This is a genomic window from Vibrio sp. 779(2023), assembly GCF_033344285.1.
GTDB classification, from domain to species: domain Bacteria; phylum Pseudomonadota; class Gammaproteobacteria; order Enterobacterales; family Vibrionaceae; genus Vibrio; species Vibrio alginolyticus.
Window position 1 is genome coordinate 486,166 of sequence record NZ_JAWPOM010000002.1, and the last position, 25,428, is coordinate 511,593.

The window sequence follows — 25,428 nt, forward strand, 5'->3', positions numbered from 1 at the left end:
ACTCCTCTGCCACAGCACTTTTTGTTGGTAGATTCTGAATCACACTCGTCCCTCGCTGTTCAGAATGACGAGTTTTTGGGATTGGCCACTGCTCTTTCTAAAAACGAATGAATCCGTCATTCCGACGAGCCTAAGCAATATCAGGAATCTAATATCAACGTGTTGTGAAGCCAGAGAAAATCCCCTCTGCCGAAACACTTTTTGTGTTGGTAGATTCTGAATCACACTCGTCCCTCGCTATTCAGAATGGCAAGCTTTGGAGTTGGCCTCGGTTCTTTTTAAAAATGAATGAGTCCGTCATTCCGACGAGCCTAGGCGAGCTCAGGAATCTACTATCAACGTGTTGTGAAGCTAGAGAAAACCCCTCTTCCACAGCACTTTTTGTTGGTAGATTCTGAATCACGCTCGTCCCTCGCTGTTCAGAATGACGAGCGTTGGGATTGACCACTGCTCTTTCTAAAAACGAATGAATCCGTCATTCCGACGAGCCTAAGCAATATCAGGAATCTACTATCAACGTGTTGTGAAGCCAGAGAAAATCCCCTCTGCCGAAACACTTTTTGTGTTGGTAGATTCTGAATCACACTCGTCCCTCGCTATTCAGAATGGCAAGCTTTGGAGTTGGCCTCGGTTCTTTCTAAAAAACGAATGAATCCGTCATTCCGACGAGCCTCAGCAAGATCAGGAATCTAATATCAAGGTGCTGTGAATCCAGAGAAAACCCCTCTGCTACAGCACTTTTTGTTGGTAGATTCTGAATCACGACCGTCCCTCGCAGTTCAGAATGGCAAGCTTTAGGATTGGCCTCGGTTCTTTTTAAACGAATGAATCCGTCATTCCGACGAGACTAAGCAAGATCAGGAACCTTGCTCGTCTCTTGCTGCTCAGAATGACGATATCTAGCATTCAGTAAATTACATCAAGCGGTCTTCATCACCACGACGGCAGCAATCACCACAAAGATACCAAACCAGCCGATTGGTTTGAGTTTCTGCTTAAACAGCAAGGCTCCACCTACTGCGGTACCCAAGATACCGATCGCACCCCAAGAGGCATAAGCAATGGCTAAGTCGATCTCTTTCACCGCTTGTGCCAACAGCGTGAATGCTGTCAGTACCAACACAATCGCCGCAATGCCCCAGCCTTTATATTTAAAACCTTTTGAGCGTGTCAGCGCCATATTGGCCATGATATCGACCAAGGCAGCCATCACGACAAATCCAAATGACATCGTAAAAAATTGACTCATGATTCGCACCTTGTACTAGTAGAAAATGAACGTTCTTTTGCCGATTTATCGGCATTTTTCTTGGCGTTAGGTTGACCATGTGATTCCCCTAAGGTCACACACACAATGCCAACAACGGCTAACATCAAACCAAACAACTCTTGATGGTTTAAGTTGGCATCAAAGGCGATGATCGACACCACGGTGATCAACGAGATACCTAACCCTTCCCAGACAGCGTATGCCACACCGATAGATATTTTCTTCGCGGCAAACGCAAGAAAGTAGTAAGAGATTGCGATCAGCACATACATTACGATGTAGCCCCACCACCCGTGCCCTTGTCCGATAAGAGACATAGTGCTGGTGCCAGCTACTTCGGCAACGATGGCGAGCAATAAAAATAGACGTGCAACTAGCATGATTAATCCTCCATCAGAAATTAAAAAAATGCATAACGGAGAATGGTGAATGTCGCGTACCTGTATCGACATTCAAAAAGTTAAAAAGATAAAAATGAGCCACTTCTCCTGACTATTTGAGATAAGATTAGCGCTGGGTAGGAAAAAGAGACAGGTAATTGAGATATTCATTTTTGAATATCTTAAGAAGTAAGTTGTCTATGTAATCACACAATATTGATAAGGTTAAAGCATCTACTCTCTCATTCAGCCGATGCCATAAGGTGACGTCACTGCGTAAAAATCAGCGGCGTATTGAGGGTTTGTCGCACCACTTTATGTAGGTGTCTGTGCAAAGGATGGTTGCGGTTGGTTTGAAGGAAACCGCCAGAGACAACAAACTGGCTAAACTCACGATTAACGGGTGGCATTGCGTAAGAGGCGAGTTCTGGCATCAACAATGCCGAGCTTTGACTGGCATACATAATCGCGTCGGTTTCTTGCAACATTTGGCAAGCCAAACGCAAATTATAGGACTTCAGTAACACTACTGGCTCATAACCCATGCGTCGATACTCGGACTCCACGGTACAAAGCGGTTTATATGACGCAGGCGCAGGCAAAGAGACGAGTGGTAGTTTGGACACCGTGTCCCAATCATTGCTGACTTTCGACAACGTTGGGTGGTTTTTGCGCGCCAAAATCACTCGTTTTTCAACGAATAACGGGCGCATGTAAATGTCTTTCGACAGCTCGGTCTCTTGGTCAAGAATGCAGTAATCGTGCTCACCTTCTAACATTTCATCGTGCGAGTAAGTATTCCAGCTGGAAAAGGCAAAGTGCGCTTTGGGAAAGGCTCGATGACAACCAGTGAGCAGTCGCTGCCCTTGCTCATCCATCAAATAAGGGTCAGTTACAATCGCAATCTGCCCTTGGTATTGCAGTGGGTCGAACACTTCAAATTCTTGCACCACTTTTTCCAGTGGTGCAACCATATTGTCGAACTCGGCGGCGAGACGAATCGCCATGGGTGATGGCTCTACCCCATGTGCTTTACGCACAAAAAGCGGGTCATCAAACACTTGCTTCAACTTCATCACGCCGCGGCTGGCGCTCGGTTGAGAAATGCCAAGCTGCATTGCGGCCAGCTTGATGCTGCGGTTTTCCACCACAGCTTTTAATAAACGCATTAAGTTGAGATCCAATGCATCCAGCTGATGTGCCATACCCTAACCTACCAATACCATTGATGAGCGAATACAAAGAGCAGTTAACAATTAGTTAAACACTCTCTCCCGACGTGATCTGATAACCCATATCGAAGACTTTTTCTTCTTGTGTTTCGCCTTTCAGGCGCGCAATTAATAGCTCTGCGCTCTTTACACCAATTTGGAAACGCGGCGTATCAACGCTGGTCAGTTTCGGGCTGATGGTTTGACCGATATCCAGCGCGTTATAGCCCGCCACTGCCAATTGCTGTGGAACTTGAATGCCACGTTGCTGCGCACTCAGCATGGTGCCAATTGCGATGTCATCGTTGGTACAGAACACCCCATCGAGCGTTGGGTGCATTTCCAGTGCGCGTTCGAGCAAATCATGCGCTAAAGAAAAACTAGAATGATCACCAGTTAATACATGTTTGGGTTCTAGCCCTGCTTCTGTCATCGCGCGATCGTAACCTTGCATCCGCAATTTGGTTCGCGTATCCAGACGCGCGCCAAAATAGACGATTGTACGCTTCCCCGTATCTAGCATCTGCTTAACCACGGTGTACGACGCATCTTCATGATCGAGTCCAACCGCCATATCAATCGGCTCCGATGGCAGTTCCATGGTTTCGACCACCGGAATGCCCGCATTTTTGATCATCTGTAATGTACGCGGCGTGTGATGGCTTTCAGTTAGAATAAGTCCATCGACTTGATAAGAGAGTAATGACGCGATCTTGCGCTCTTCTTCAAGCTCATCGTAGCTAAAATGCGCTAAAAGCGTCTCATAGCCATTGGCTTTGGTCACCATCTCTATGCCCTGAACAAAGGAAGCAAAAATTTGGTTGGACAAAGACGGCAGTAAAATACCAATGGCTTTACTGGAGGACTTTGACAACATCGCCGGTGCACGGTTTTCGATGTAACCCATCTCTTCAATCGCAGTCGCAATCTTAGCCCGAGTCTTTTCTGCCACCGACTCAGGGTTACGCATATAGCGTGAAACGGTCATCTTCGTGACACCAACCTGGTCTGCGACATCCTGCAATGTCGTACGCGTTTTCTTATTCTGTTGAGCCATAAATATGTGATTTATCAGTAATGTTACAAGTAACATTATGACGAATAGACTCTCTGCCGACAAGCTCAGTGAAAATAATTCGCAAAATCATGACGTTATTACTCCATTAGCCATCAAATTGCGTTTCATGGATTGTGAATCAAAACCGAATAAATAAATGACATTTATATCAAAGTTCTTATAAAATGCCGTACCTAAAAGAATAAGACATTAGTCACAGTGCAGTTAGGCTCTAGCGAAACCCAGATTTACTACCACCTGCTTGATCTGGACGACTCCCAAAAGCAGCAATACCTCCAAGCATTGCAACGAAGTCAACCTGAGCTGTATCGACAACTCGTTCCTCTTTTAGCCAACGAGACACCGGAAGAACAACTAACGCAGTTACTTTATTTTGGTGCTCATCAGGCAACGAACCAAGACGTCGATCTAAGCGGAGAAATCATCAGTAAGTACCGCCTAACTCATGAGTTGGGGCGTGGTGGCATGGGTGTCGTATACGCAGCTCTACGTGCAGATGAAACGTTCGAGCAAGATCTGGCTATCAAGTTTATTCAAAGCAATTTGAGTAATGTGTTAGGGCAACGCGCACTCTTCGATGAAGCTCAACTTCTCGCGCGTCTAAACCATCCTTACATCGCGAAAGTGTTTGACGGCGGTCTCCATCAAGATTCGGTTTACATCGTGATGGAGCGGGTGTTTGGTCAAACTTTAGATGAGTACCTATCTGAAAATAAGCTAGAAAAAACGGAGAAGCTGCTGCTGTTTAAGCAGATCTGTCAGGCGATGGAGCACGCCCACCAACACCAGGTTTTGCATGCCGATCTAAAACCAGAAAATATACTGATTGATCGTAGCAAGCGTCCCAAGCTGCTTGACTTCAACTTGACTCAAAAAGCGCACTCCAACCGAGAAGACTCACCCTCAGCGCTGATTGCTTTTAGCCAAAATTTTGCCAGCCCAGAGCAGCAAGCAGGACAGGTTCTAACAGAGCAAAGCGACGTGTACTCCTTGGGCAAAATTCTCGCTTTGATGTTTCCATCACCAACAATTTGGTCTGATGTTTACTGGGTGATAAGACGCGCAACGCGTCCTGCCACTCAAATGCGATATACCGATGCTAGAGCATTGCGCATTGATATCGAACGAATTATCGAACGCCGCCCAATCGAGCAGAAAAAAAACTGGCCATTGTATAGCGCCTTTCGCTTGGTACAGCGACGTCCCCTTGCTTCGGTATTGTCAGGCATCATTGTGCTCTCTGGTGTGTTATTTGGCAGCGCCATGATGCAAAAGAATATCCAGCTGCAACAAGAGAAGAAGATTGCAGAAGATATGATGTACGAAATGACTCGCCTCATCTTCCACGCGAAGGGGCAAAATGTCGAACATCTCTCAGTGAACTCCATGATGGAGTTAACACGAAGGCGGATACTCTCTAACCCAGATATCCCCAAACATATAAAACAAAAAATGTTGTTGGCGATGATGACACCGGTGCCAGAGAAGCACCTAACTACACCAATGAGTTGTCAGCCAAATTGTGCGTCTAAGGACAGCACCAACCAATAAGGCTTAAAACAAGATGTATACACGTTCAGTGGTATTTTGGCTGTCTGCATTGACGGCTACGTCCACGTTGGCAGCAGACGTTTCAGTTGCCACTTCACACCCACCAGCTTCAACCTTGAAGCAAGGCTACTTTATCGACGCCCCAGTGACTGGCCTGTATTACAAAACCAGTTCCAATATCACTGGCGTCACTCAGCAAGGTGCATTTCATTACCAACCCGGTGATGTAATTAGCTTCTTCCTTGGTAACGATGATAAAGGTTATCTGCTGACGACCTTATCAAGCCAAGAAGTGCTGACGCCGACGATGGCGACAACCAAACCTAGCCGCAGCATCAATATGACGCGTCTGCTGCTTTCTCTCGACAGCACGCCTGAGAATCGTGAGGAAATTGTCCTAGCAAACCGTGTGCTTTCTGATCCTCACTTTCAAAGCCAGCTCAAAGGCCTTGATCTCAATTACCTGGATGACGCTAAACGCTACCTCAATCTCGATTGGGTATCTGTCAATGAGGCGATTGAGCACCTAAACGAAAGCCAGCAGTACATTGAAAAAAACTTTTCCTCTGATGAGATCATTTTTGAACCTCGCGACATGACGTTCAAAAACATCGTCATCAAAAAGAAGGATTGGCAAGGCCGCGCTTGTGCTTACGATCTACGCTATCAGCATCATCCCAAATATCGTCCTCCTATTGGTGAAACTCGATTCACTATCACCAAAGACTCATTGATTGAACACCCAAGCATTGGCGACCATTTTCAAGGCTGCTTCCTCTCGATGAAGCGCCCTATCACGGAAGATGTCGTCGAACCGATAAGCAAGTTTGCGGATTGGTTTAATATCGTTGGTTGTTCAATCACAGGGTGCACCCGCAACGACTTGAATGGCTTCTCTCTCGAAGACTTCGATGATGAAGGTGACTGGAAGTACCGCTCCGTTGCCCTCAATTTTGATCCGAGCACCGAGTTATTGATGGAAAAAGTACAAGGTCTCGGGCGTAAAAAAAACATCCAACACAATAACCGCACAGAAATGCTCTGGTTTACGTATCCAAATACTAGCGAACACGATATTGACTACCTCGGTGTGTGGCAGCAAACCGAATACCACCAACAGTCCATGACACAATCGTGCCTATTGATGCGCCATCAACAAGTCATGCGACTGCCGCAAAATACGGACACCTGCCCAACCGATACAAGCCTGTACACCCAAGATGTTACCCGCGAATTTGCCGACATGTGGTGGGTCAACAATAGCGCCCCCAAAGCCGAACTCGCGCAAATGAACGTCATGGTACGTTGGTCAACAACCCCATCTGAAATCAATTACACCACCTGGGAATACTTGCCAGCTGGTGCAACTTGGGAGCAAGGCATTTTATATCGCTATCAACAAAATGTTCTGCGCAACCAAGACGGTTCCGATCGCATTGAAACCCACACCATTTCTGAATTTGTCAAAGTGAGCGAGGATGTATAACCATGGCAACAGCAGTAGCACTGACACAAATCATTCAACAATGGCAATCTGGTGATAAACGAGCTGAGAGCGAGCTCTATCAGTTTGCTTATTTACAGTTGCGTAAGATCGCCCAGCACGAGCGTGAACGAAATGCAGAAAAGTACGGCACCGACAACAAAGTACTGGCAGACAGCGTCAACAGCACCACGGCATTAATTCATGATGCTTACCTGAAAATGTCCAACTGCGACATGAGTGAAATTGAAACAAAGCGCGATTTCTTTTTGATGGCCGCCAAAGTGATGCGTCAAATCTTGATCGACAACGCACGCTCGCACCAAGCACAAAAGCGTCAACACATTACATTGATGAGAGATGAAGAAGATCGTTTCGAGCAATTGATTATCATGGATAAAGCTCTGGATAGTTTCAGTAGCCGCTATCCACGCCAATCGAGCGCACTCAAACTCAAGTATTTAATGGGCATGAAAAACCAAGAAATCAGTGAGCTACTCGAGTGCAGCGCAAGCCTGATAGAGAAAGACCTCAAGTTCTCTCGCAGTTGGCTACAATCACGAATGGCGCACACGTAATCATGAACAAAAAGCTTTGGATAATCGGCGCAGTATGCGTCGGTTTGTTCGGTATTTACTTCATTTCAAACAAACACAATTTGGCATCTGTGAAAGACTCGTCAGACAACGCCGACAAGTCAACCCAGCAAGCACATCGTCAATATGAGCGCACATCTTTAGTTGAAGTAAAGCAAGCGTTGACAGGTTCTGCGTTGGATCGCACTCCTAAAAAGACGGGAGATGACGCATTTAACTCCGCCCTTTTAGGACAACCTGGCCCTGTTACGAATCCATTTCATACCACAGAAGACAACACGTTTTACGAGTCAGCATTGGGTGATAAGAACAGCCGACCACAAGAGGACCCATCAGAGAATAATAAACCCATCATCAACCTCACTGTGGAACAGCAGCTACAAACCATTATTTATGCTTGGGAGCTGAAACAAAACTCTCCGGTGAGTTATTCGCTCAACCTTAACCAGCTTTTTGAAGACCCAGATGGCGATCTCCTCACCACTCAGATTTGGCTTGAAAACGCCAATGGGTTAAGAGTCCTCAACCAAGGACAAATGATGGTACAAGGAGCGCCTGAGGAAATAAAAACCACCACATATTTGGCGGTAGCAGCGCGCGATGATTATCACGGTAATAGCGATCATGCATGGGTCACAACGCGCTTTGAGTTACCCGTTATCACACCCGATCAAAATGACACAGAACATCCGTTAGTTGGCGATGTAGTTTATCGCCTAGAGACGACACAAAATCTTGCCGGTATCGCGTACGCGTATGAAGTGGTGTATTGCGAGGCCTTTCAGTTTGAGGGGGGCGAAGTAAGTTATGCCGCCTCACACAACAAACGCCAGTGTCCTGAAAAGGGAGACTTGAAAAAAGTGGGCAAGTACAAAATCAGTGATGACTCGTTGATCGTTTATGTCCAAGGTGTACGCCAAATTTGGACCATCAAAAAAGAATACCCATCTCAGGTTCATGAAGATACTCGGAACTACTTCACCACCGTGTTTGATGGTAAACAATTCGAAAGCTATACCATGCAAAAGAACAAGCAGTCCATGGAAAAGCGCATCAATGCACCGACAGGACGATATCTGCATCAAATCTCCTTTTTTGATTATTTGCTACCTCTCCCAAGTGGGGGGTATCTGGTTGCTGAAGTTGGCAATTATATTTATCACTATGGTACTCAAGTCATTGGTCCTCATGGTGAAAGCATCGAATCCGATTTCAATTTACACACTTATGGTCCTAACCTGTATTGTAGCGATGTCGCCATTTGGTATCACAGCCATGTCATTGCTGGTCAAGGAGACTATCAAATCGACATCATATCAGACCCTAACCCAGACGATCCGACTTACCAAATTGATTGCCACGAGTTCATCAGCACCCCCGCTACTGGACAACAATCGTTATCGTTTGATCTTAACTATTCCCCTTACGACGAGCTACTTGATGGCGAGGTGTATAGCTACATTTTACGTCCAAAACCTGAGCTCGCTGATCGCGTTGAGGAATTTAAGATCAACATGATTTATCACGCCCCTGTCCTTAGCGACACCCAATAAACCTTTTTTACAGGTGGTTATTTTAACAAAACAATCATTTCCAAAATAAAACTGGAACCGTGATCAAATTATAAATTTTCCATCATAGACAAAAAATAGAAATAAATTTTACGGGTTTTGTGCGGATTTTCGTGTCTTGAACCTAAGCTCAATAGTCATTAAAAAGACACCACTCTCTTATATCTCACTAGTGAGATATAAAGAAAAAAAGAATAAAAAAAGCGACTTTCTCATTCGGAAACGAAACAAGGACAAATAAATAATGAATAAGGTGAGTTTACTAGCAGCGTCAGTGGCTATCGCTCTTACAGGCTGTGGCGGTTCAGATGGTGGTTCAAACAGTGCTAACGACGGCGTTGTGATCACAGGTTTTGACGGCTACTTCAAGCATGCCGTTGTTTTTGAAGATACGAACAACAACGGCCAATGGGACACTCAAGAAACATTCCTTGGTCTGACCGATGAGAAAGGTCAACTGAAATTGGATGCAAAACCAGAAAGCACTCTAGCGCTACAGACCATCACACCAAACGGTTCAAAGCAGAAACAGCTCATCGCCTTGGATGCGAAAGAGTACGCTGGCAAATACACGGTAGATATGGATCATCCAGGCCAAGCTATGGCGCACGAAATCGTATTCCGTGCACCAACATCGTCAAACGTGATTTCACCTATCACGGATCTTGTGGCGATTGAAATGGCAAAAGATCCAGCCATTAGTGAAGAAGATGCGAAAGCGAAAGTAAACCAAGCGCTAGGAGGCTCAGAAGAAGCACCAATTGATCTGTACAGTGATTTTGTTGAAGGTGCGACAAAAAACGCCGAACTACATAAAACCGCTCAGATTCTGACCGACTCGAAAGCACAAAACCCAACGAACTACGAGAAAAAAGCCACGGAGTTTGCTCAAGCGGCAAACCAAGAAGTGGAACGTCTTGTTGCATCTGGCGAAAACATCAATGACCCAAATCTACGTCCAATCATCACTGACGCGACCCCAGACAGCGACACCTTAGCACCTGAAACGGCAGTTAATAACAAGCTAACCGTAAACAAAATCGTCGAAAAGGCAGCTAAAGATAAGCTAGAAAAACTACCAAAAATCGTACAAGGCGTGGACTTTGATGGCTTAGAGCTAGACATTGAAGGTCTATTTGCAGACAAAGACCAAAACCTTGTGACAACCAAACTGACGCACAACTTTGCAGGCACAGGCATTGAAGTTGTGCAAACTGGCAACCTGATTGTTCTACATCCAACAGCAATCGTAGAGAAAGCTGGTGATTTTGAGATTGTTCTAACGGCGCAAGACATTGATTCGTCAGGTAAGGTTTTGGGTACGGTAAGCACCGTATTTCAGTTCGAAATCGAATCGGCAAACTTACCACCAATGGTTGTAGAAACAGAACAAGCGCGTCTGCAGTCCATCGTTGATGGTTGGTACCTACAACAAGGTGAAGTGTTTGAACAAACACTCGATATTTCTGGTTTGTTCCAAGATAAAGACGGTCAAATTACCGACTACTCAGCGGACTATGTAGACATTGAAGGTCTAACAGTATCTGAGGATGGTAATGCAATTATCACCATTAAAGGCACACCAACAAAAGCAGGTGAAGCTGGAGCAGTACTTGCGATTAGCGCAACAGATGGCCATACCGCGGTACAAATTGCGCTCAGCATGCCAACGGTTATCGAAGGCGTCACGCCACCACCAGTAGTACCGACTTTGGGCTTCACTCACGAGCACTTCAACGGTCAAGAATGGAAAATGGGTAGCTTTGCACAGAAAGATGGTGAAATTGGCTACGCCATGTTGATGCAAGATTCTGAAGGCCTACTATTCTGCTGGGGTTCAAACCACGATGAGATGAATCAAGAGTACAAAGCGAACATCAGTGACTTCCTAAAAGACACATGGGAACACGATGCTTACGCCATTCTTGCCGATCTGGACCAACAAACTGGTTACACGGAATACAACAATAAAGACTGTAACGACGTTGAGCTGAAAGACGGTAAGCTATACAACAGCTACGGCGACGAGTATGAAATGTTGTACCAGCACAAAACCGAGCATAACGGCACTCAAATGATCGTTAAAATCTCAGATGATGAGCTGTTCTGGATGGACTCAAGCAATACCCCATTTGCAGAATCACTTTCGGTTGCAGAACACATCAAACACGGCACGTTAGAGCATGACTTGATGGTAGAAAGTAATGGCACAGGCGACGACACAGTCCTGAAATACTCGTCAGGTGCGTACGAATACGACACTGATACTTACAACTACACTTCGTTCATGCCAACAGGATTCCAAACTCCAGGTAATTGGGAAATCCAGAATGATGAAGACCGTGAACTGCTGATTCTAGAAGAAACAGGCTCAGAGTCAGATTACAAAACTCGTCATCGTTACATCAACCGCGATTTTGGTGACTTTTATATTGGTATTCGTTGGAGTAAAGAACAAAACGGTCATGAATCCGCACCGGAATATGGTCTGTACTCTAACAGCAAAGAAGCCATGACAAGCATCGCGAGTTCACTACCGATTTTGGAGCCTGGTGATGATGACTAAAGCAACCATCGTTAACCCTTGCTGTGATAGCGTGCATTTGCGCAGAAGACGCAGAACACTTTGGGAACGATTGGTCGGCATCAAAGAAGTGTATATCTGCTCTAACTGTCACAAAGAAACGCCACTCAAATAGCGATAATATTTGAGACCGCAAAAAAGCCCCGAACTCGGGGCTTTCTTCTATATTTTGACCACAATATCTGAGTCGTTATTTCACGCACACCACGTTCAATAATGAGGTCCCGGTGAGCTGATTGGGCTCACGATCGGCGAACAAACCTTTCTTATCTTTGCCCCAATACGGCAGTTGCAGTGGCCATTGATTTTTTTCCATCACCCCAGACGCCCTCAGCGCTTTAAACTCTGCAGGGTTAGCTAAGTTCATACCCAGTTGCTGACATACTTTGTGCGAGTTTTCGTAGTTGAGGCGGTTCCACGGCTTACCATGTTCCATGTAAAACTGATTATGGTGATCGAGTAAATATGGGACCACGTACGTTTTGCCCTGTACTGAAGTTCTCAACCGAACTTCAATGTCATCATTTCCAGTGACAATTGGCTTCGCTTTGGTCTTAGCAACAGGCGTAGACGAAGAGCTATCACGTGAACTTTTTGCCTTGGTATCTGGCTTCTCTGCCCGCGCTTTAAAGGCGTCGGTATCAGCTCGCACAGCAGGAACTGGCGCGGGTTTCGGGGTCACCGTCGGTGTTGGCTTAACCGAAGATGCGGCTGATTTCGACGATACAGTAGATTTAGGTGTAGGTGGTGTTACTGGTTGTTTCGTCCCTTTCCCAACCACTCGGATGAACGCCTCTTTGTAATTCGACAAGGTTTTGACTCCTCGTAAGTCATCCCTCGCATCAGACAATGCCTTGTAAGGTCCAATCAAACAGCGATAGCCTTTGGATTCAGGCTTCATCCATACGTCGGTCGTGATTTTACTATAGAGAGGCTTAGCTTTCGCGAGAGACATAGGCTTGGGTAGCAATCCGCATTGAATCCAGTAAAGGTAGTTGCCCCCCTGCGGCACTTTCTTTCCCCATACTCCGTTACCAATTGGGCACGTTTTCTCAAGCATCGGTAATTCTTTCTCGCTGGCTTGAGTGGCTTGGCAAAGGAACTCCTCCGCCTCAACTGGATTAGAAAACTGGGCGCATACCAGCAACAAACCCAAAGCCAGGCTTGCTTGGAAGACGTTAGATGGGCGTTGGGCCTTCTTCATTTCCATACACTTCACTCTAAATTAGTGGGTAAGGTCATCATGGCGGAAAAGCGCCAAAAAAATGTGAACAAAGAATAACTAGCAAAAAAAGAGCCGGAATTTGCATCCGGCTCTCAGTTTAGGAAGGAATTAAGTGAATTTACAACGCTTGGTGGGAAAATTCTTATCCTTTGTACAGTTTCGGGTTGAATACATCACGTAGCCAGTCGCCCAACAGGTTGATAACCAAAACCAATGTTACTAGCACGATGCCAGGGAAAGCAGTAATCCACCATGCACCAGAGAAGATGTAGTTAAAGCCGATGCTGATTAGCGCACCCAGTGACGGCTGATCGACTGGCAGACCCAAACCTAGGAATGACAGCGCCGCTTCCGACATGATCGCGTTCGCTACCTGTACCGTCGAGATAACCAAGATTGGCGATAGACAGTTTGGCAGAATGTGACGGAACATGATTCGCGGAGCTTTAAAGCCCATCACACGCGCCGCTTCGACGTATTCTTTCTTCTTCTCTGCCAATACCGAGGCACGAATAGTCCGTGCGTATTGCGGCCATTCTGCCACACCGATGATCACCACCAGCATGACCACCGCATATTGGCTGTAAAAATCACTGCCAAAGCTGGCTTTAAAGATTGCAGAGACGATGATCGCCACCATCATGGTCGAGAACGATAGTTGAACATCCGCAAAGCGCATCAAGAAGCTATCGATACGACCACCGAAGTAACCCGCCGACAAACCAATGATGATACCCAGAATCAACTGAAGACCGACGGCTAAAAAGCCGATCGTCAAAGACAAACGAGAACCGTAAAGAATGGTCGATAAAATATCACGGCCTTGCTCATCAGTACCAAGAACAAAACGCTCATCGCCATCTTCCATCCACGAAGGTGGCAACTCAGAATCCATGATGTCGATAGACGTCAGATCGTACGGGTCTGTTGGCGCAAGAATCGGTGCAGCCAATGCCAATACTAAGAACATCATAAAGACGGTAAAACTCGCCATCGCCACTTTGTCGCGTTTGAAGTAATACAGAAAATCTGACTCTTTGAAACGCTGCCACGCTGATGGAGCAGGAGCTGGTGTTAAATTTGATTGGCTCATGATTAAGCTCCTTTTCCAGTTAGGTTCACAGTTGGGTTGATGATGCCGTACAGCAAGTCAACGATGGTATTGGTTACCACGAAGATCAGACCAACAAAGATAACGTAGGCAGTGATCAGCGGTGTATCTACACGGTTGATTGCCTCTAGGAAAAGGAAGCCAGTGCCCGGCCATTGGAACACGGTTTCAGTAAGAATGGTGTAGGCCACCATGGTACCAATCTGCACACCACCTACTGTCAATACTGGTAGCATGGTGTTCTTAAGTGCATGTTGGTAATAAATCTTTTGTAAGTTCAAACCTTTTGCTTTGGCGAACTTAATGTATTCCGAACTCAGAACTTCCAGCATTTCTGAACGCACCAAGCGGATGAACAACGGCAACATGATAGACGCTAGCGCAATACAAGGTAGGATGAGGTGCTTGATACCATCAATGGTAAAGAAGCCAGATTCCCAACCGAGCACATTAGCGGTCTCGCCCCGCCCGTAGGAAGGCAGCCAACCGAGTTCTATGGAGAAGACATACATCAGCATGATTGCGGTTAAGAACACCGGAATCGAGATACCGACACTGCTCATCGCCATGACAAATTTGGTAAAAACACTCTTAGGATGAATCGCAGAGTACACCCCAAGCGGAATAGAGAAAACAATGATGATAAGCGTCGCGCCAAACACGAGCTCTAATGTAGCCACCAGCTTGTCGAGAATCACCTCAACCGCAGGTCGCTTGAAAAAATATGAGGTACCCAAATCACCTTGCAGTGCATTACCCACAAAGCGCGTATACTTTGTGATAAAGGGATCGTTCAGGCCTAAGTCGTCGCGTAGCGCTTGACGCTCCGATTCCGAAACCGACTGACCTACAAGCTCACGCAGCGGATCACCCAGGTTGTCCTGAATGGCAAACGCCACCAAACTGATCACAAACATCACTATCAGTGCCTGAAACAGGCGCTTGACCAGAAACGAAAACATTCCTTGCCCCTTAACTATCCATAGATCTCTAAATTAGAGAGAAAATTCAGTCTAAATAACCAACTCAATCCGACTGAAACAAAATTGAGTCGAGTGCTTTAAGTTGAGGAGGGAAATCCATCCCTCCTCAAAGTAGACTAACCGTGATTATTCAACCACTAGGTCACCGAAGTAAGGCATTACCATTGGGTTAACGATATCTGCCGCTTTCACGTTAGACTTCGCGCCCCATGCTTCACTTTGCCAGTGTAGCGGTACGAATGCTGCGTCGTTGTATAGTGTCGCTTCTACGCCCTTCAGCATTTCTGCACGTTTCGCAGGGTCCGTCTCTACGTTCGCAGCTTCAACCACTTTGTCCATTTCTGGGTTTGAGTAGTAACCACAGTTGTACTGACCACGACCGGTTTCTTCGTTACGAGTCATCGTTAGGAACTCGTTGAAGTTCGCTGAGTCTTCTGTATCTGAGTGCCAACCGATCATCAGCATGTCTGCCGCACACTTGTCGAACTCAGGCCAGTACTGCGCTTTTGGCATGGTCTTCAGATCAACCTTGATACCGATCTTAGACAACATTGCCGCCGCCGCTTGTGCTACTTTCGCATCATTCACGTAACGGTTGTTTGGTGCGATCATCGTTAGCGTCAGGCCATTTTCGTAACCCGCTTCTTTCATCAGCTCTTTCGCTTTCTTCAGATCGTAGCGAGGAACCAGTTTGTCATCGTGACCCACGTAACCTGCCGGGCTTTGCTGACCAGCGGCCGTTGCGAAGCCTTTCATGATTTTCTTCACGATACCTTCGTTATTGATTGCGTGAACAATCGCTTGGCGAACGCGAACGTCTTTCAATGCTTCGTTGCTGTTTTGGTTTAGTTGGAACGTGATGATACGAGTACCAGGTAGCGTAACTAGGTCGATGCCGTCAGCATCTTCAACGCGTTTGTGGTCGTTTGGCGCTACAGGGTGAATCATGTCAACACCGCCAGAAAGCAGCGCTGCTACACGAGTTGCGTCTTCTTTAATTGGCACAAGCGTTAGCTTATCAACGTTACCTTTCGACTCTTTGTCCCAGTAATCTTTAAAGCGTTCAAATTCCACTTTTACGCCCTGCTCACGTGAAGTCACAATGAATGGACCCGTGCCAGATACGTTAGTCGATGCAAATGAGTTACCGTGCTTCACTAGCTCAGACTTGTCTTTGCCGTCCGCAGTTTTGCCCGTGTAGAACTTGCTGTCCATTGGGAAAATGTACGTTGCGGTTTGCAGCACTAGTGGGTAAGGACCTTTAGTTACAAGATCGAACGTGTTGTCGTCAACTTTGACGATTTTTTCGTACGGGTCGAAGATGTTTTTAAAGTCAGGAGAGCTTTGTAAACGCTGGAACGTCCACACGACGTCGTCAGCCGTTAGAGTATTGCCAGAATGGAATTTCACACCTTCACGCAGTTTGAAACGAACAGTCGTATCGTTAATACGTTCCCAGCTTTCTGCTAGGCGAGGCTCGAAATCCATTTTTTGAGTAAAGCGAACCAACGGATCAAATACCATGTGTGACATTTGCAGTGTGCCACCTGATAGCTGCTCATGTGGGTCAAGCGATACTGGGTCAGCTGCATAGCCAACTTTGATATCTGCTGCCATTGCGTTAAAGCTTAGGCCCGCAGCCATTAGCGCCACTGCTAATTTGCTTTTCATGGTTTTCATTTGCATAACTCCTTCATGCGGGGATACGGATCCCTTGTTGTTGTGTTTGCGTCTTTGTTATGACTAAAGGTTAGCCAAGCGAATTGCTTGGTTTATGCCGTTTCGATCTCTTCTCGCAAGCCTGTAAACTCCGGCATCAGAGAAATCAATTTTTTGCTGTATTCGTGTTGAGGTGCCGTGAATAACTGTTCTGTTGGTGCCACTTCTAAAAGTGTACCCATTTGCATCACACCTACTCGGTCACACATCTGACGAATAACAGGTAAATCGTGGCTGATAAACAACATAGTCAAGTTCAGCTCACTTTGCAGATCTTTCAGCAAGTTTAGAATTTGTGCCTGTACCGATACGTCCAGTGCTGAGGTCGGTTCATCACAAATCAAAAGTCGAGGACGAGTCGCCAACGCACGCGCAATAGAAATACGCTGACGCTGACCACCGGAGAATTCATGAGGGTACTTAAGCCCAGCCATTCGACCCAAACCAACATGATCCAATAGGTCATTCACGATTTGGCGAGTTTCCGACTCGTTTTTCGTCAATTTATGGAAACGGATTGGCTCAGCAATAATATCGAATACCTTCATACGAGGGTTCATTGAAGTATATGGGTTTTGGAACACCATCTGCATTTGACGACGCATCGGGCGGCGCTCTTTCTCAGAGGTTAAAGCGGTCAGGTCAATGCCCTCGAATTTCACCTGACCAGAGTTAGGTTGGTATAAACCAGCAATCACACGTGCAATGGTCGATTTACCTGAACCAGACTCGCCCACCAAACCAAAGGTTTCGCCTTCGTGCACTTCAAAGCTCACATTATTAGATGCTTGCACGTATTCTCGGCGGCTCTCGAACAAAGAGTCTTTGGTCACAAAGCGAAGATTGACGTTCTTCACGTCCAAAAGCGGGCCAGTGTACTCACGCTCATCTTGGCTTTGTCCTAACCAGTGGTTCTTGATATCGAGTGGCTCCATTTCCGCCGCTTCTTCGATATAGCTTACTAACGGGAAACGATCTAGCTTTCTGTCTGAACGTGGTACCGCTGAAATTAGACTGCGAGTATAAGAGTGATCAGGATCGCCCAATACTTTGGCTGTTGGTCCAAACTCCACCAAGTCACCACGATACATTACCGCCACGCGATCGGTGACGTTGGAGACGACACCCATATCGTGAGTAACCAACATACAGCCGACATTGTTCTTGATACACAGCTCGCGGATCAAGTTGAGGATTTGGTCTTGGATAGAAACGTCTAACGCCGTAGTTGGTTCGTCCGCAATGATGAGATCAGGCTCACCAGCCAAAGCAATGGCAATGACAACACGCTGACGCATACCACCAGAGAATTGGTGCGGGTACTGCTTTAAGCGGTTTTCTGGTTGAGGAATACCAACCTGCTGCATAAGAGAAAGCGCGCGCTGATACGCCTCTTCATCAGAGACCTTCATGTTGGCGTGGATCGTCTCTTTCAGCTGTTGCTCAACAGTAAAAAGTGGATTGAGCGAGGTCATCGGATCTTGGAAAATAAAACCTATTTTCGAGCCGCGAACCTTACGCATCGCTTCTGGTGATAGGCCAGAAATTTTTTCTCCATCCAAGAAAACATCGCCGCTAGCAACGCGACCTGGAGGGCTAAGCAAATCAATAACGGCGTTACCAACGGTGGATTTACCCGCACCTGATTCGCCAACAACACCCACGATTTCACCACGTTCAATATGAAAAGAAAGTGACTTCACGGCAGCGTGAACGCCGTGTCGGGATGGGTATTCAATACGAAGGTTTTTCACTTCTAATAGTGACATTTCAGACCTCTACTGCCTTGTCTGTGGTATCGAATCATGCCAAAGGCACCATTCATCACCTGAATGAATCCGTTCAAATTCAGAATAATACTCTGAAATCTTAATGCGGAAATAATTTGGCAAAAATCACACAAAAAAGCAACAATTAAAGTATATTCCGCCGAAAAAACATTAAATAAACGCACAATTAGCGAATAAAAATGCATTAACAAGTATTTAACCATTTTCATATCACACTATTTTTGTGCGTCATGCACCAATAAAACTAGAAAAATGCTCTAAAAGTAAACATGAGCTAAACAAGATCATTAACCATATTATTCATGTGCATTTATTAACATTTAACAAACAATATCATATGCAAAAAGTGTTTTTTCAACATAAAAAACTATTAATAAAATAGTCGGCAAATACAAAAAGCCAAACTTAGGAAGAGAAAGGATAGGTCAAAACGTGAACAAAACAGCAAAACCACACAAATCCTGCTCCAACGCAGATTATGCGCCACTTAAGCGGTTTATTGACTAAGCAAAGGAAAGTACCGCTATCCTCATTCGTACGTTATAAGAAAACTCGCCGGTTTTAACCCTTTACGACACAATTGAGAGTGGGATAATAGATGAACAGTGTCAAAGCCAAGCCGTAAATAAAAGGAGCCCCTGTGCTTAAAGCGATTTTTTTTGATATGGACGAGACTTTATGTGCAACGTCACAAGCCGATAAAGTTGCAGGACAAGCGTTTACAACTTGGATTCATAAGACCTACCCACAAGTTACCGAGCCAAAAGCGTTTTTGCAGCGCTACTTACAGGGTGTATACAAAAAGCTGAATGCTGAGTTCCCTCACCTTGTGGCTCTGCTACCCGATGAAAATGCCTTCCGTTGTGGCCTGATCCAAAACATCTTGGCGGAGCAAGGCGTCAGCATCACTGCAAAAGAGGCTCAACAAGCTCAAGACTACTTTGACTCTGCACGTATGGGCGCGTTCACCTTCTTCCCTGGTGTAAAAGAAATGCTCAGCGACCTTCGTCAACATTACAAACTCGTCGTGATCACTAACGGTCCGATTTTTTCTCAACACCCTAAATTAAACGCGACACAAATGAGCAACTGGGTGGACCATATTATTGTGGGAGGAGAAGAGCCAGAAGAGAAACCTGCTACAAGTATTTTCCAAAAAGCGCTCGACTTGGTCGAAGTAAAACCAGAAGAGGCTCTACACGTGGGCGACTCTTTACCTGCTGACATTGCTGGCGCTAACAATATGGGCATTTTGAGTGTATGGGTGAATGCGACAGGCGCAAGCAACTCAACGGATATAACGCCAAGTTTTGAAATCCAAGAAACGGTAGAACTGAAAGAAATCCTTAAAACACTCGCCCAATAAAAGCAGCGGATTAGAAAACTACAAAACCCCAGACACTGCTCTGGGGTTTATTTTGTCAGCTCGAAAAGCATTTAGATCATAGGTGGTCAAAAGCCCCTAGAGCTGTACACTTTTGGGGAAAATTGAAATGGAATGCCGATTCTTTTCAGGAGAGATGTAAAAAAGCCCCAGTCTTTCGACTGAGGCTTTAAATAGTGGTCGGTGAAGAGGGATTCGAACCCCCGACCCTCTGGTCCCAAACCAGATGCGCTACCAAGCTGCGCTATTCACCGAACTGTATTTACTGATTTTCTCAAATCAGACAGGACACTTCAACTAAGAAGTCACCTTAATTAATGGGGTGGCTAACGAGATTCGAACTCGCGACCACCGGAATCACAATCCAGGGCTCTACCAACTGAGCTATAGCCACCATCAATTTTTGCTGTTTACCGCTCTATTAGAGCCATAAACTAAATAGTGGTCGGTGAAGAGGGATTCGAACCCCCGACCCTCTGGTCCCAAACCAGATGCGCTACCAAGCTGCGCTATTCACCGACGATGTTTTATCTTGATTGAATCAAGATTGGGAGCAATGCTACCGCATTCAATCTAAAAAAGAAAGAATGGGGTGGCTAACGAGACTTGAACTCGCGACAACCGGAATCACAATCCGGGGCTCTACCAACTGAGCTATAGCCACCACTGATTTTTACCGATGTATCCTCCGAGGCAATGGTACGCCCGAAAGGATTCGAACCTTCGACCTTTGGCTCCGGAGGCCAACGCTCTATCCAACTGAGCTACGGGCGCATGCCCTATCGGCGGAGTGGAATAATACGGATATCACACTATGCCGTCTAGTACTTTTTTTACTTTTTTTATCGTTTGGTCTCTTTTTCGACAGTTATCTTCCGTTAAAGTGGATTTTTGATGTGATTCACGCCCTGTCATGGATAACTTGTTGTTTATTGCAACAAGTTATCGGGATATAATCACCCATTATTTACATTGATTTAACAGCTGCAACCAAGTTGTCTAATCATTCTATGCCATTCAGTGGAATTTAATGATTTCTCTGCTCGGCATTAATACTCTAACTATATAAATAGGTAAGTCACTTACCTCGGGAATGTGAAGTGGGTTTAATGGATATGTCTCGACAAATGATTAGCGTTTTGTTCGCTGCCTTAACGTTTTCTACGGCAGCTTTAGCTTCTGACATCAGCCAAACTGAATACGATGCGATCGCAGAACGCATCCAACCTGTCGGTGATGTTTATCTAGCGGGTTCTGAGCCAGTGAAAGAAGAACCAACCGGTCCACGTGATGGCGCCACAGTTTATGGTACTTTTTGTATTGCTTGTCACGCATCTGGTGTAAACGGCGCACCTAAAACAGGTAATGCCGATGATTGGGCACCGCGTATTGCACAAGGCAAAGATACGTTAGTGAAGCACGCATTAGAAGGCTTCAATGCGATGCCAGCCAAAGGAACCTGTATGGACTGTTCTGACGATGAAATCATCGCAGCAATTGACCACATGATTGAAGGTCTATAAGTAAAGACATCAACGAAAAAGGCTTGCCAGTTGGCAAGCCTTTTTGTTTTTAATCAGTGAGAACAAGGTTACTTTACTTCTTAAACATTGCTCGAATATTGGCAATGTGTGCTTGACCTTTCGCCATACGTTCTTCCGCTGATACTGGCTTTTTGTTTACTTCCCATTCAACGTCATCAAATGGTAACTCATCCAAAAAGCGGCTTTGAGTCGGTTTGATCAACTCGCCGAACTGTCGACGCTCTTTGCACATAGTGAAAGTCAGTTCACGTTGCGCGCGAGTAATACCAACGTACATCAGGCGACGTTCTTCTTCCACGTTATCTTCATCAATACTGGTTTGGTGCGGTAAAATACCTTCTTCGGACCCAATTAAGTATACATATGGGAACTCAAGGCCTTTTGAGGCGTGCAAGGTCATCAGTTGTACTGCATCACTGTCTTCATCTTCTTCACCGCGCTCCATCATGTCACGCAAGGTCAAACGTTGAACGACTTCTTTTAACGTTTTCTCTTCTTGATCGTAGTTGTCACCCTCTAGGTCCGCCACTATCCATGAATAAAGGTCAGAAACGTTCTTCATTCGCATTTCAGCGGCTTTTGGACTTGCTGAAGTTTCGTATAGCCAATCTTCATAATGGATATCACGAACTAGCGAACGAACCGCTTCGACGGTATCACCACGCTCAGCTTGATCAGCAATCGCCACTAGCCATTGGGTGAAACGACGCAAGTTTTCTAGACCACGTCCCGTTAGGTGCTGTTCGAGCCCCATTTCAAAGCTCGATTCAAACAGGCTCTTCCCTCGCATATTGGCATAACTGCCTAACTTCTCTAACGTTACTGGGCCAATTTCACGTCGTGGAGTATTCACAATGCGCAAAAATGCATTGTCGTCATCCGGATTAACCAAAACGCGCAAATACGCCATGATGTCTTTAATCTCTGCGCGCGCAAAAAACGAGGTGCCGCCAGAAACTTTATACGGTACGCGGTTTTGCATCAGAGACTTTTCAATCAAACGTGATTGGTGGTTACCACGATATAGAATCGCATAATCTTTATATTCGGTACGGTTTAGGAACTTATGCGCAATTAGTTCACCCGTTACTCGCTCCGCTTCGTGCTCTTCATTTTTAGCCAACAACACTTTGAGTTTTTCACCGTCAGGAATTTCAGAGAACAAGGACTTCTCATAGACGTGAGGGTTGTTAGCTATCAAAATGTTGGCCGCACGCAGGATTCGACTCGTTGAACGGTAGTTTTGCTCTAGCTTAATCAAACGCAAATTCGGATAATCTTCACCCAGCAACACGAGGTTCTGAGGTTTCGCACCACGCCATGAATAAATAGACTGATCGTCATCCCCTACAACAGTCAATCGCCCACGTTCTCCGACAATTAATTTGACCAGCTCATACTGACTCGTGTTGGTATCTTGATACTCGTCAACCAGTAGGTAACGGATACGATTCTGCCAACGCTGACGAACATCTTCATGATTACGTAAGAGTAAAACGGGCATCAAAATTAGGTCATCAAAATCGAGCGCGTTATAGGCTTTCATTTGCTTTTGGTACATATCAAAACAGAACGCAAACAATTGTTGCTGTTCACCTTGCGCACGCGCTTTGGCTTGCTCTGGCGTCAACATGTCGTTTTTCCAGTTGGAAATACAACTCAGAAGCTGACGTAGCAGATCTTTATCACCATCAAGCTGCTTTTCAGTAAGCTCTTTGAGCAGCGCTAGCTGGTCTTGGTCATCAAACAGTGAGAAGCCCGCTTTCAACCCTAAATGCTTGTACTCACGCTTGATGATGTTCAATCCTAAAGTGTGGAATGTTGATACCATCAAACCTTTAGACTCACCTTTCCCTAACGTTTGACCTACACGCTCCTTCATTTCACGTGCCGCTTTGTTGGTAAACGTCACCGCCGCAATGTTACGCGCTTTGTAACCACATTGCTGAACCAGATAAGCGATTTTATTGGTAATAACACGAGTTTTGCCCGAGCCAGCACCAGCTAGCACTAGGCATGGACCAGACACGTATTTCACGGCTTCATCTTGACTAGGGTTCAGCTTCATAGAAATTCTCTGCGGGTGATGAATGTGGCGCCTATGATAAAGGGGTGGCCTCGTGAAAGCTATGCTGATTTCTTGTAATTTTTACACCAATTAAGTGCAATATTCTGTTGCATAAATGGCGGGTATTTAAGCTATAATGAATGAACGTTCATTCACTAAAGGGTGACATTATGAAGGATAACCCTGCTGTAGATAAACGAGAACAAATCTTAGTCGCTGCTGAACAACTCATTGCTGAATCTGGCTTTCAAGGGCTTTCCATGCAAAAGCTCGCCAATGAGGCAGGTGTCGCAGCAGGGACGATTTACCGTTATTTCTCAGATAAAGAACATCTTTTAGAGGAACTACGCCTTAATGTTGCTAAGCGTGTTGCTACTGCGGTGCAACTAGGTGTTAGTGAAGAGATGCCTTTAAAACAGCGTTATCGAACCATGTGGCTCAATATTTGGAATCTAGCGAGCTCGAACTTAAGTGCGATCAGCAACCGAGTCCAATATGAATCTTTACCCTGTTCAAATAGTAGCAAAGCTCGGGAACTTGAGAGACAAATGTTTGCCCAAGTAGATCTTCTTTTTAATCAGGGTAAAGACGAGGGAGTATTCAAGCTTCTCGATAACGAAGTACTTTCTGGATTAAGTTTTGAGGCAAGTGTTGCACTTGCTCGGAAACACGCTTTGGGATTTTATCAACTGGATAAGACGGCATTAGAGGCCGCTATTGAAGCCAGTTGGGATGCAATTATTAAACACTAACTTGGAGTTCTTAATAGAATGAAAAAGTGGATTTTGATGCTATCAATTGTTTTATTACTTTTTGGTAGCGTTGTTACATACAGACTAATTGATATCAAAGACAAAATGGAGCAGTTTGCCAATCGCCCTGAACCAGCATTCCCAGTAACCGTAACTGAAGTGCAAGCGGTGGATTGGGTACCAGTCATCGAGGCAATTGGTTTTATCGAGCCAAATCAAGGCGTGACGGTAGCGAACGAAACGAGCGGTGTTATCGATAAAATCGCATTTGATTCCGGTACTCAAGTCAAAGCAGGTCAGCCACTAGTACTGCTTGACTCTGACGTTGAGAAAGCGAATTTAAAGAGCTCGCAAGCCAAGTTGCCAGCAGCAGAAGCGAAATACAAACGCTACCAAGGGCTATTTAAAAAAGGCTCTATTTCTAAAGAAGCGTATGACGAAGCAGAAGCGAACTACTTCTCCTTAAAAGCGGACATTGAAAGCTTGAAAGCGACCATCGACCGACGCGAAATCAAAGCGCCATTTGATGGTGTAGTAGGTATTCGTAACGTGTACCTAGGTCAGTACCTACAAGCGGGTACCGATATTGTTCGCCTGGAAGACACCAGCGTGATGCGTTTACGCTTTACCGTGCCGCAAACCGATATTTCACGTATCAATATCGACCAAGAAGTGGATATCTTTGTTGACGCTTATCCAGACCAACCTTTCAAAGGGTCTATTTCTGCGATTGAACCAGCTGTAAACGTACAAAGTGGTTTGATTCAAGTTCAAGCGGATATCCCTAACAGTGACGGCAAACTGCGTAGTGGTATGTTCGCGCGTGCAAACATCATTCTGCCTAAGTTAGAAAATCAGGTCACTCTACCTCAAACCGCGATCACATTTACGCTATATGGCGACAATGTTTACATCGTAACAGAAGAAGATGGCGAAAAACGCGTTAAGCAGCATGTGGTAAAAGTTGGCGAACGCTCTAAAGATATCGCACACATTCTAGAAGGCGTGAAGCCAGGTGATGTGGTAGTGACATCGGGTCAAGTCCGTTTGAGTAACCATGCGAAAGTAAGCATTGTCGAAAGCGATGCAACTACCCCACCTGCTGAAACACCAATGCTTTAAGTTGGA

Annotated in this window: 20 protein-coding genes and 5 tRNA genes; 10 read left to right on the plus strand and 15 right to left on the minus strand. The window is 45.6% G+C overall.

Going from position 1 to position 25,428, the window contains the following annotated elements; translation table 11 throughout:
• Positions 1-919 precede the first annotated feature (919 nt).
• From R8O70_RS04890 to R8O70_RS04905, 4 genes are all read right to left on the minus strand, one after another.
• Entirely contained in the window at positions 920-1,249 is a 330-nt protein-coding gene (locus tag R8O70_RS04890; RefSeq protein WP_005478614.1) for an SMR family transporter, read from the minus strand.
• Entirely contained in the window at positions 1,246-1,650 is a 405-nt protein-coding gene (locus R8O70_RS04895) for an SMR family transporter (RefSeq protein ID WP_017821127.1), read from the minus strand. The genes R8O70_RS04890 and R8O70_RS04895 overlap by 4 nt, the downstream gene beginning before the upstream one ends.
• A 269-nt stretch (positions 1,651-1,919) precedes the next feature.
• Positions 1,920-2,855, minus strand: coding sequence for a LysR family transcriptional regulator (locus tag R8O70_RS04900; protein ID WP_005379132.1), 936 nt, complete (start codon positions 2,853-2,855; stop codon positions 1,920-1,922).
• A gap of 55 nt (positions 2,856-2,910) precedes the next feature.
• Positions 2,911-3,918: a substrate-binding domain-containing protein gene (locus R8O70_RS04905; RefSeq protein ID WP_005379123.1), complete on the minus strand. Its 1,008-nt coding sequence runs from the start codon at positions 3,916-3,918 to the stop codon at positions 2,911-2,913.
• Between the two features lie 219 nt (positions 3,919-4,137).
• Here R8O70_RS04905 and R8O70_RS04910 point away from each other — a divergent pair, with 219 nt between their 5' ends.
• The 6 genes from R8O70_RS04910 to R8O70_RS04935 all read left to right on the plus strand — a co-directional run bounded on the left by R8O70_RS04910 (position 4,138) and on the right by R8O70_RS04935 (position 11,839).
• The gene (locus R8O70_RS04910) at positions 4,138-5,490 is read left to right on the plus strand and encodes a serine/threonine-protein kinase (protein WP_005384231.1); all 1,353 of its coding nucleotides are present in this window, start codon (positions 4,138-4,140) and stop codon (positions 5,488-5,490) included.
• A 13-nt stretch (positions 5,491-5,503) separates the two neighbouring features.
• On the plus strand, positions 5,504-6,976 hold the full coding sequence (locus R8O70_RS04915; protein ID WP_042523863.1) for a hypothetical protein: 1,473 nt from the start codon (positions 5,504-5,506) through the stop codon (positions 6,974-6,976).
• Positions 6,977-6,978: 2 nt separating this feature from the next.
• On the plus strand, positions 6,979-7,551 hold the full coding sequence (locus R8O70_RS04920) for a sigma-70 family RNA polymerase sigma factor (protein ID WP_005379118.1): 573 nt from the start codon (positions 6,979-6,981) through the stop codon (positions 7,549-7,551).
• A 2-nt stretch (positions 7,552-7,553) separates the two neighbouring features.
• Positions 7,554-9,122: a hypothetical protein gene (locus R8O70_RS04925; protein WP_042523865.1), complete on the plus strand. Its 1,569-nt coding sequence runs from the start codon at positions 7,554-7,556 to the stop codon at positions 9,120-9,122.
• Positions 9,123-9,384: 262 nt separating this feature from the next.
• Positions 9,385-11,706: an acid phosphatase gene (locus R8O70_RS04930; protein ID WP_170890710.1), complete on the plus strand. Its 2,322-nt coding sequence runs from the start codon at positions 9,385-9,387 to the stop codon at positions 11,704-11,706.
• Complete coding sequence (locus R8O70_RS04935) at positions 11,696-11,839, plus strand: hypothetical protein (protein WP_012841245.1); 144 nt, start codon at positions 11,696-11,698, stop codon at positions 11,837-11,839. Before R8O70_RS04930 ends, R8O70_RS04935 begins: the two co-directional genes overlap by 11 nt.
• A gap of 75 nt (positions 11,840-11,914) precedes the next feature.
• Here the strand turns inward: R8O70_RS04935 and R8O70_RS04940 are convergent, their stop codons facing one another.
• The 5 genes from R8O70_RS04940 to R8O70_RS04960 form a co-directional block, all read right to left on the minus strand.
• The gene (locus tag R8O70_RS04940) at positions 11,915-12,934 is read right to left on the minus strand and encodes an SPOR domain-containing protein (RefSeq protein ID WP_005379113.1); all 1,020 of its coding nucleotides are present in this window, start codon (positions 12,932-12,934) and stop codon (positions 11,915-11,917) included.
• Positions 12,935-13,091: 157 nt separating this feature from the next.
• On the minus strand, positions 13,092-14,042 hold the full coding sequence (locus tag R8O70_RS04945; RefSeq protein WP_005384239.1) for an ABC transporter permease: 951 nt from the start codon (positions 14,040-14,042) through the stop codon (positions 13,092-13,094).
• Positions 14,043-14,044: 2 nt separating this feature from the next.
• Complete coding sequence (locus R8O70_RS04950; RefSeq protein ID WP_005379110.1) at positions 14,045-15,022, minus strand: ABC transporter permease; 978 nt, start codon at positions 15,020-15,022, stop codon at positions 14,045-14,047.
• Between the two features lie 147 nt (positions 15,023-15,169).
• Positions 15,170-16,723: an ABC transporter substrate-binding protein gene (locus R8O70_RS04955; protein ID WP_005379109.1), complete on the minus strand. Its 1,554-nt coding sequence runs from the start codon at positions 16,721-16,723 to the stop codon at positions 15,170-15,172.
• Between the two features lie 92 nt (positions 16,724-16,815).
• Positions 16,816-18,531, minus strand: a complete 1,716-nt coding sequence (locus R8O70_RS04960) for a dipeptide ABC transporter ATP-binding protein (protein ID WP_005379108.1) — start codon at positions 18,529-18,531, stop codon at positions 16,816-16,818.
• 661 nt (positions 18,532-19,192) lie between these two features.
• Between R8O70_RS04960 and R8O70_RS04965 the strand changes: the two genes are divergently transcribed.
• On the plus strand, positions 19,193-19,918 hold the full coding sequence (locus R8O70_RS04965; RefSeq protein WP_005379107.1) for an HAD family hydrolase: 726 nt from the start codon (positions 19,193-19,195) through the stop codon (positions 19,916-19,918).
• Between the two features lie 195 nt (positions 19,919-20,113).
• Here the strand turns inward: R8O70_RS04965 and R8O70_RS04970 are convergent.
• The 5 genes from R8O70_RS04970 to R8O70_RS04990 form a co-directional block, all read right to left on the minus strand.
• A tRNA-Pro gene (locus R8O70_RS04970) sits at positions 20,114-20,190 on the minus strand.
• Positions 20,191-20,254: 64 nt separating this feature from the next.
• Positions 20,255-20,330 (minus strand) — tRNA-His (locus R8O70_RS04975).
• A 48-nt stretch (positions 20,331-20,378) separates the two neighbouring features.
• Positions 20,379-20,455: transfer RNA gene (locus tag R8O70_RS04980), tRNA-Pro, on the minus strand.
• Positions 20,456-20,524: 69 nt separating this feature from the next.
• A tRNA-His gene (locus tag R8O70_RS04985) sits at positions 20,525-20,600 on the minus strand.
• Between the two features lie 33 nt (positions 20,601-20,633).
• Positions 20,634-20,710, minus strand: a tRNA-Arg gene (locus R8O70_RS04990).
• Between the two features lie 335 nt (positions 20,711-21,045).
• Here R8O70_RS04990 and R8O70_RS04995 point away from each other — a divergent pair.
• Positions 21,046-21,459, plus strand: coding sequence for a c-type cytochrome (locus R8O70_RS04995; protein WP_005384252.1), 414 nt, complete (start codon positions 21,046-21,048; stop codon positions 21,457-21,459).
• 73 nt (positions 21,460-21,532) lie between these two features.
• On the opposite strand, the gene rep is transcribed toward R8O70_RS04995, so the two are convergent.
• The gene (gene rep, locus R8O70_RS05000) at positions 21,533-23,548 is read right to left on the minus strand and encodes a DNA helicase Rep (RefSeq protein WP_318184067.1); all 2,016 of its coding nucleotides are present in this window, start codon (positions 23,546-23,548) and stop codon (positions 21,533-21,535) included.
• Positions 23,549-23,718: 170 nt separating this feature from the next.
• On the opposite strand from rep, the gene R8O70_RS05005 reads away from it, so the two are divergent.
• Both R8O70_RS05005 and R8O70_RS05010 read left to right on the plus strand, forming a co-directional pair.
• Positions 23,719-24,300 carry a TetR/AcrR family transcriptional regulator gene (locus R8O70_RS05005; protein ID WP_005384254.1) on the plus strand — a complete coding sequence of 194 codons (582 nt, stop codon included), beginning with the start codon at positions 23,719-23,721 and terminating at the stop codon, positions 24,298-24,300.
• A gap of 18 nt (positions 24,301-24,318) precedes the next feature.
• Positions 24,319-25,422 (plus strand): efflux RND transporter periplasmic adaptor subunit, encoded by a 1,104-nt coding sequence (locus R8O70_RS05010; protein WP_053349778.1) that lies wholly within the window; start codon positions 24,319-24,321, stop codon positions 25,420-25,422.
• Positions 25,423-25,428: the final 6 nt, after the last annotated feature.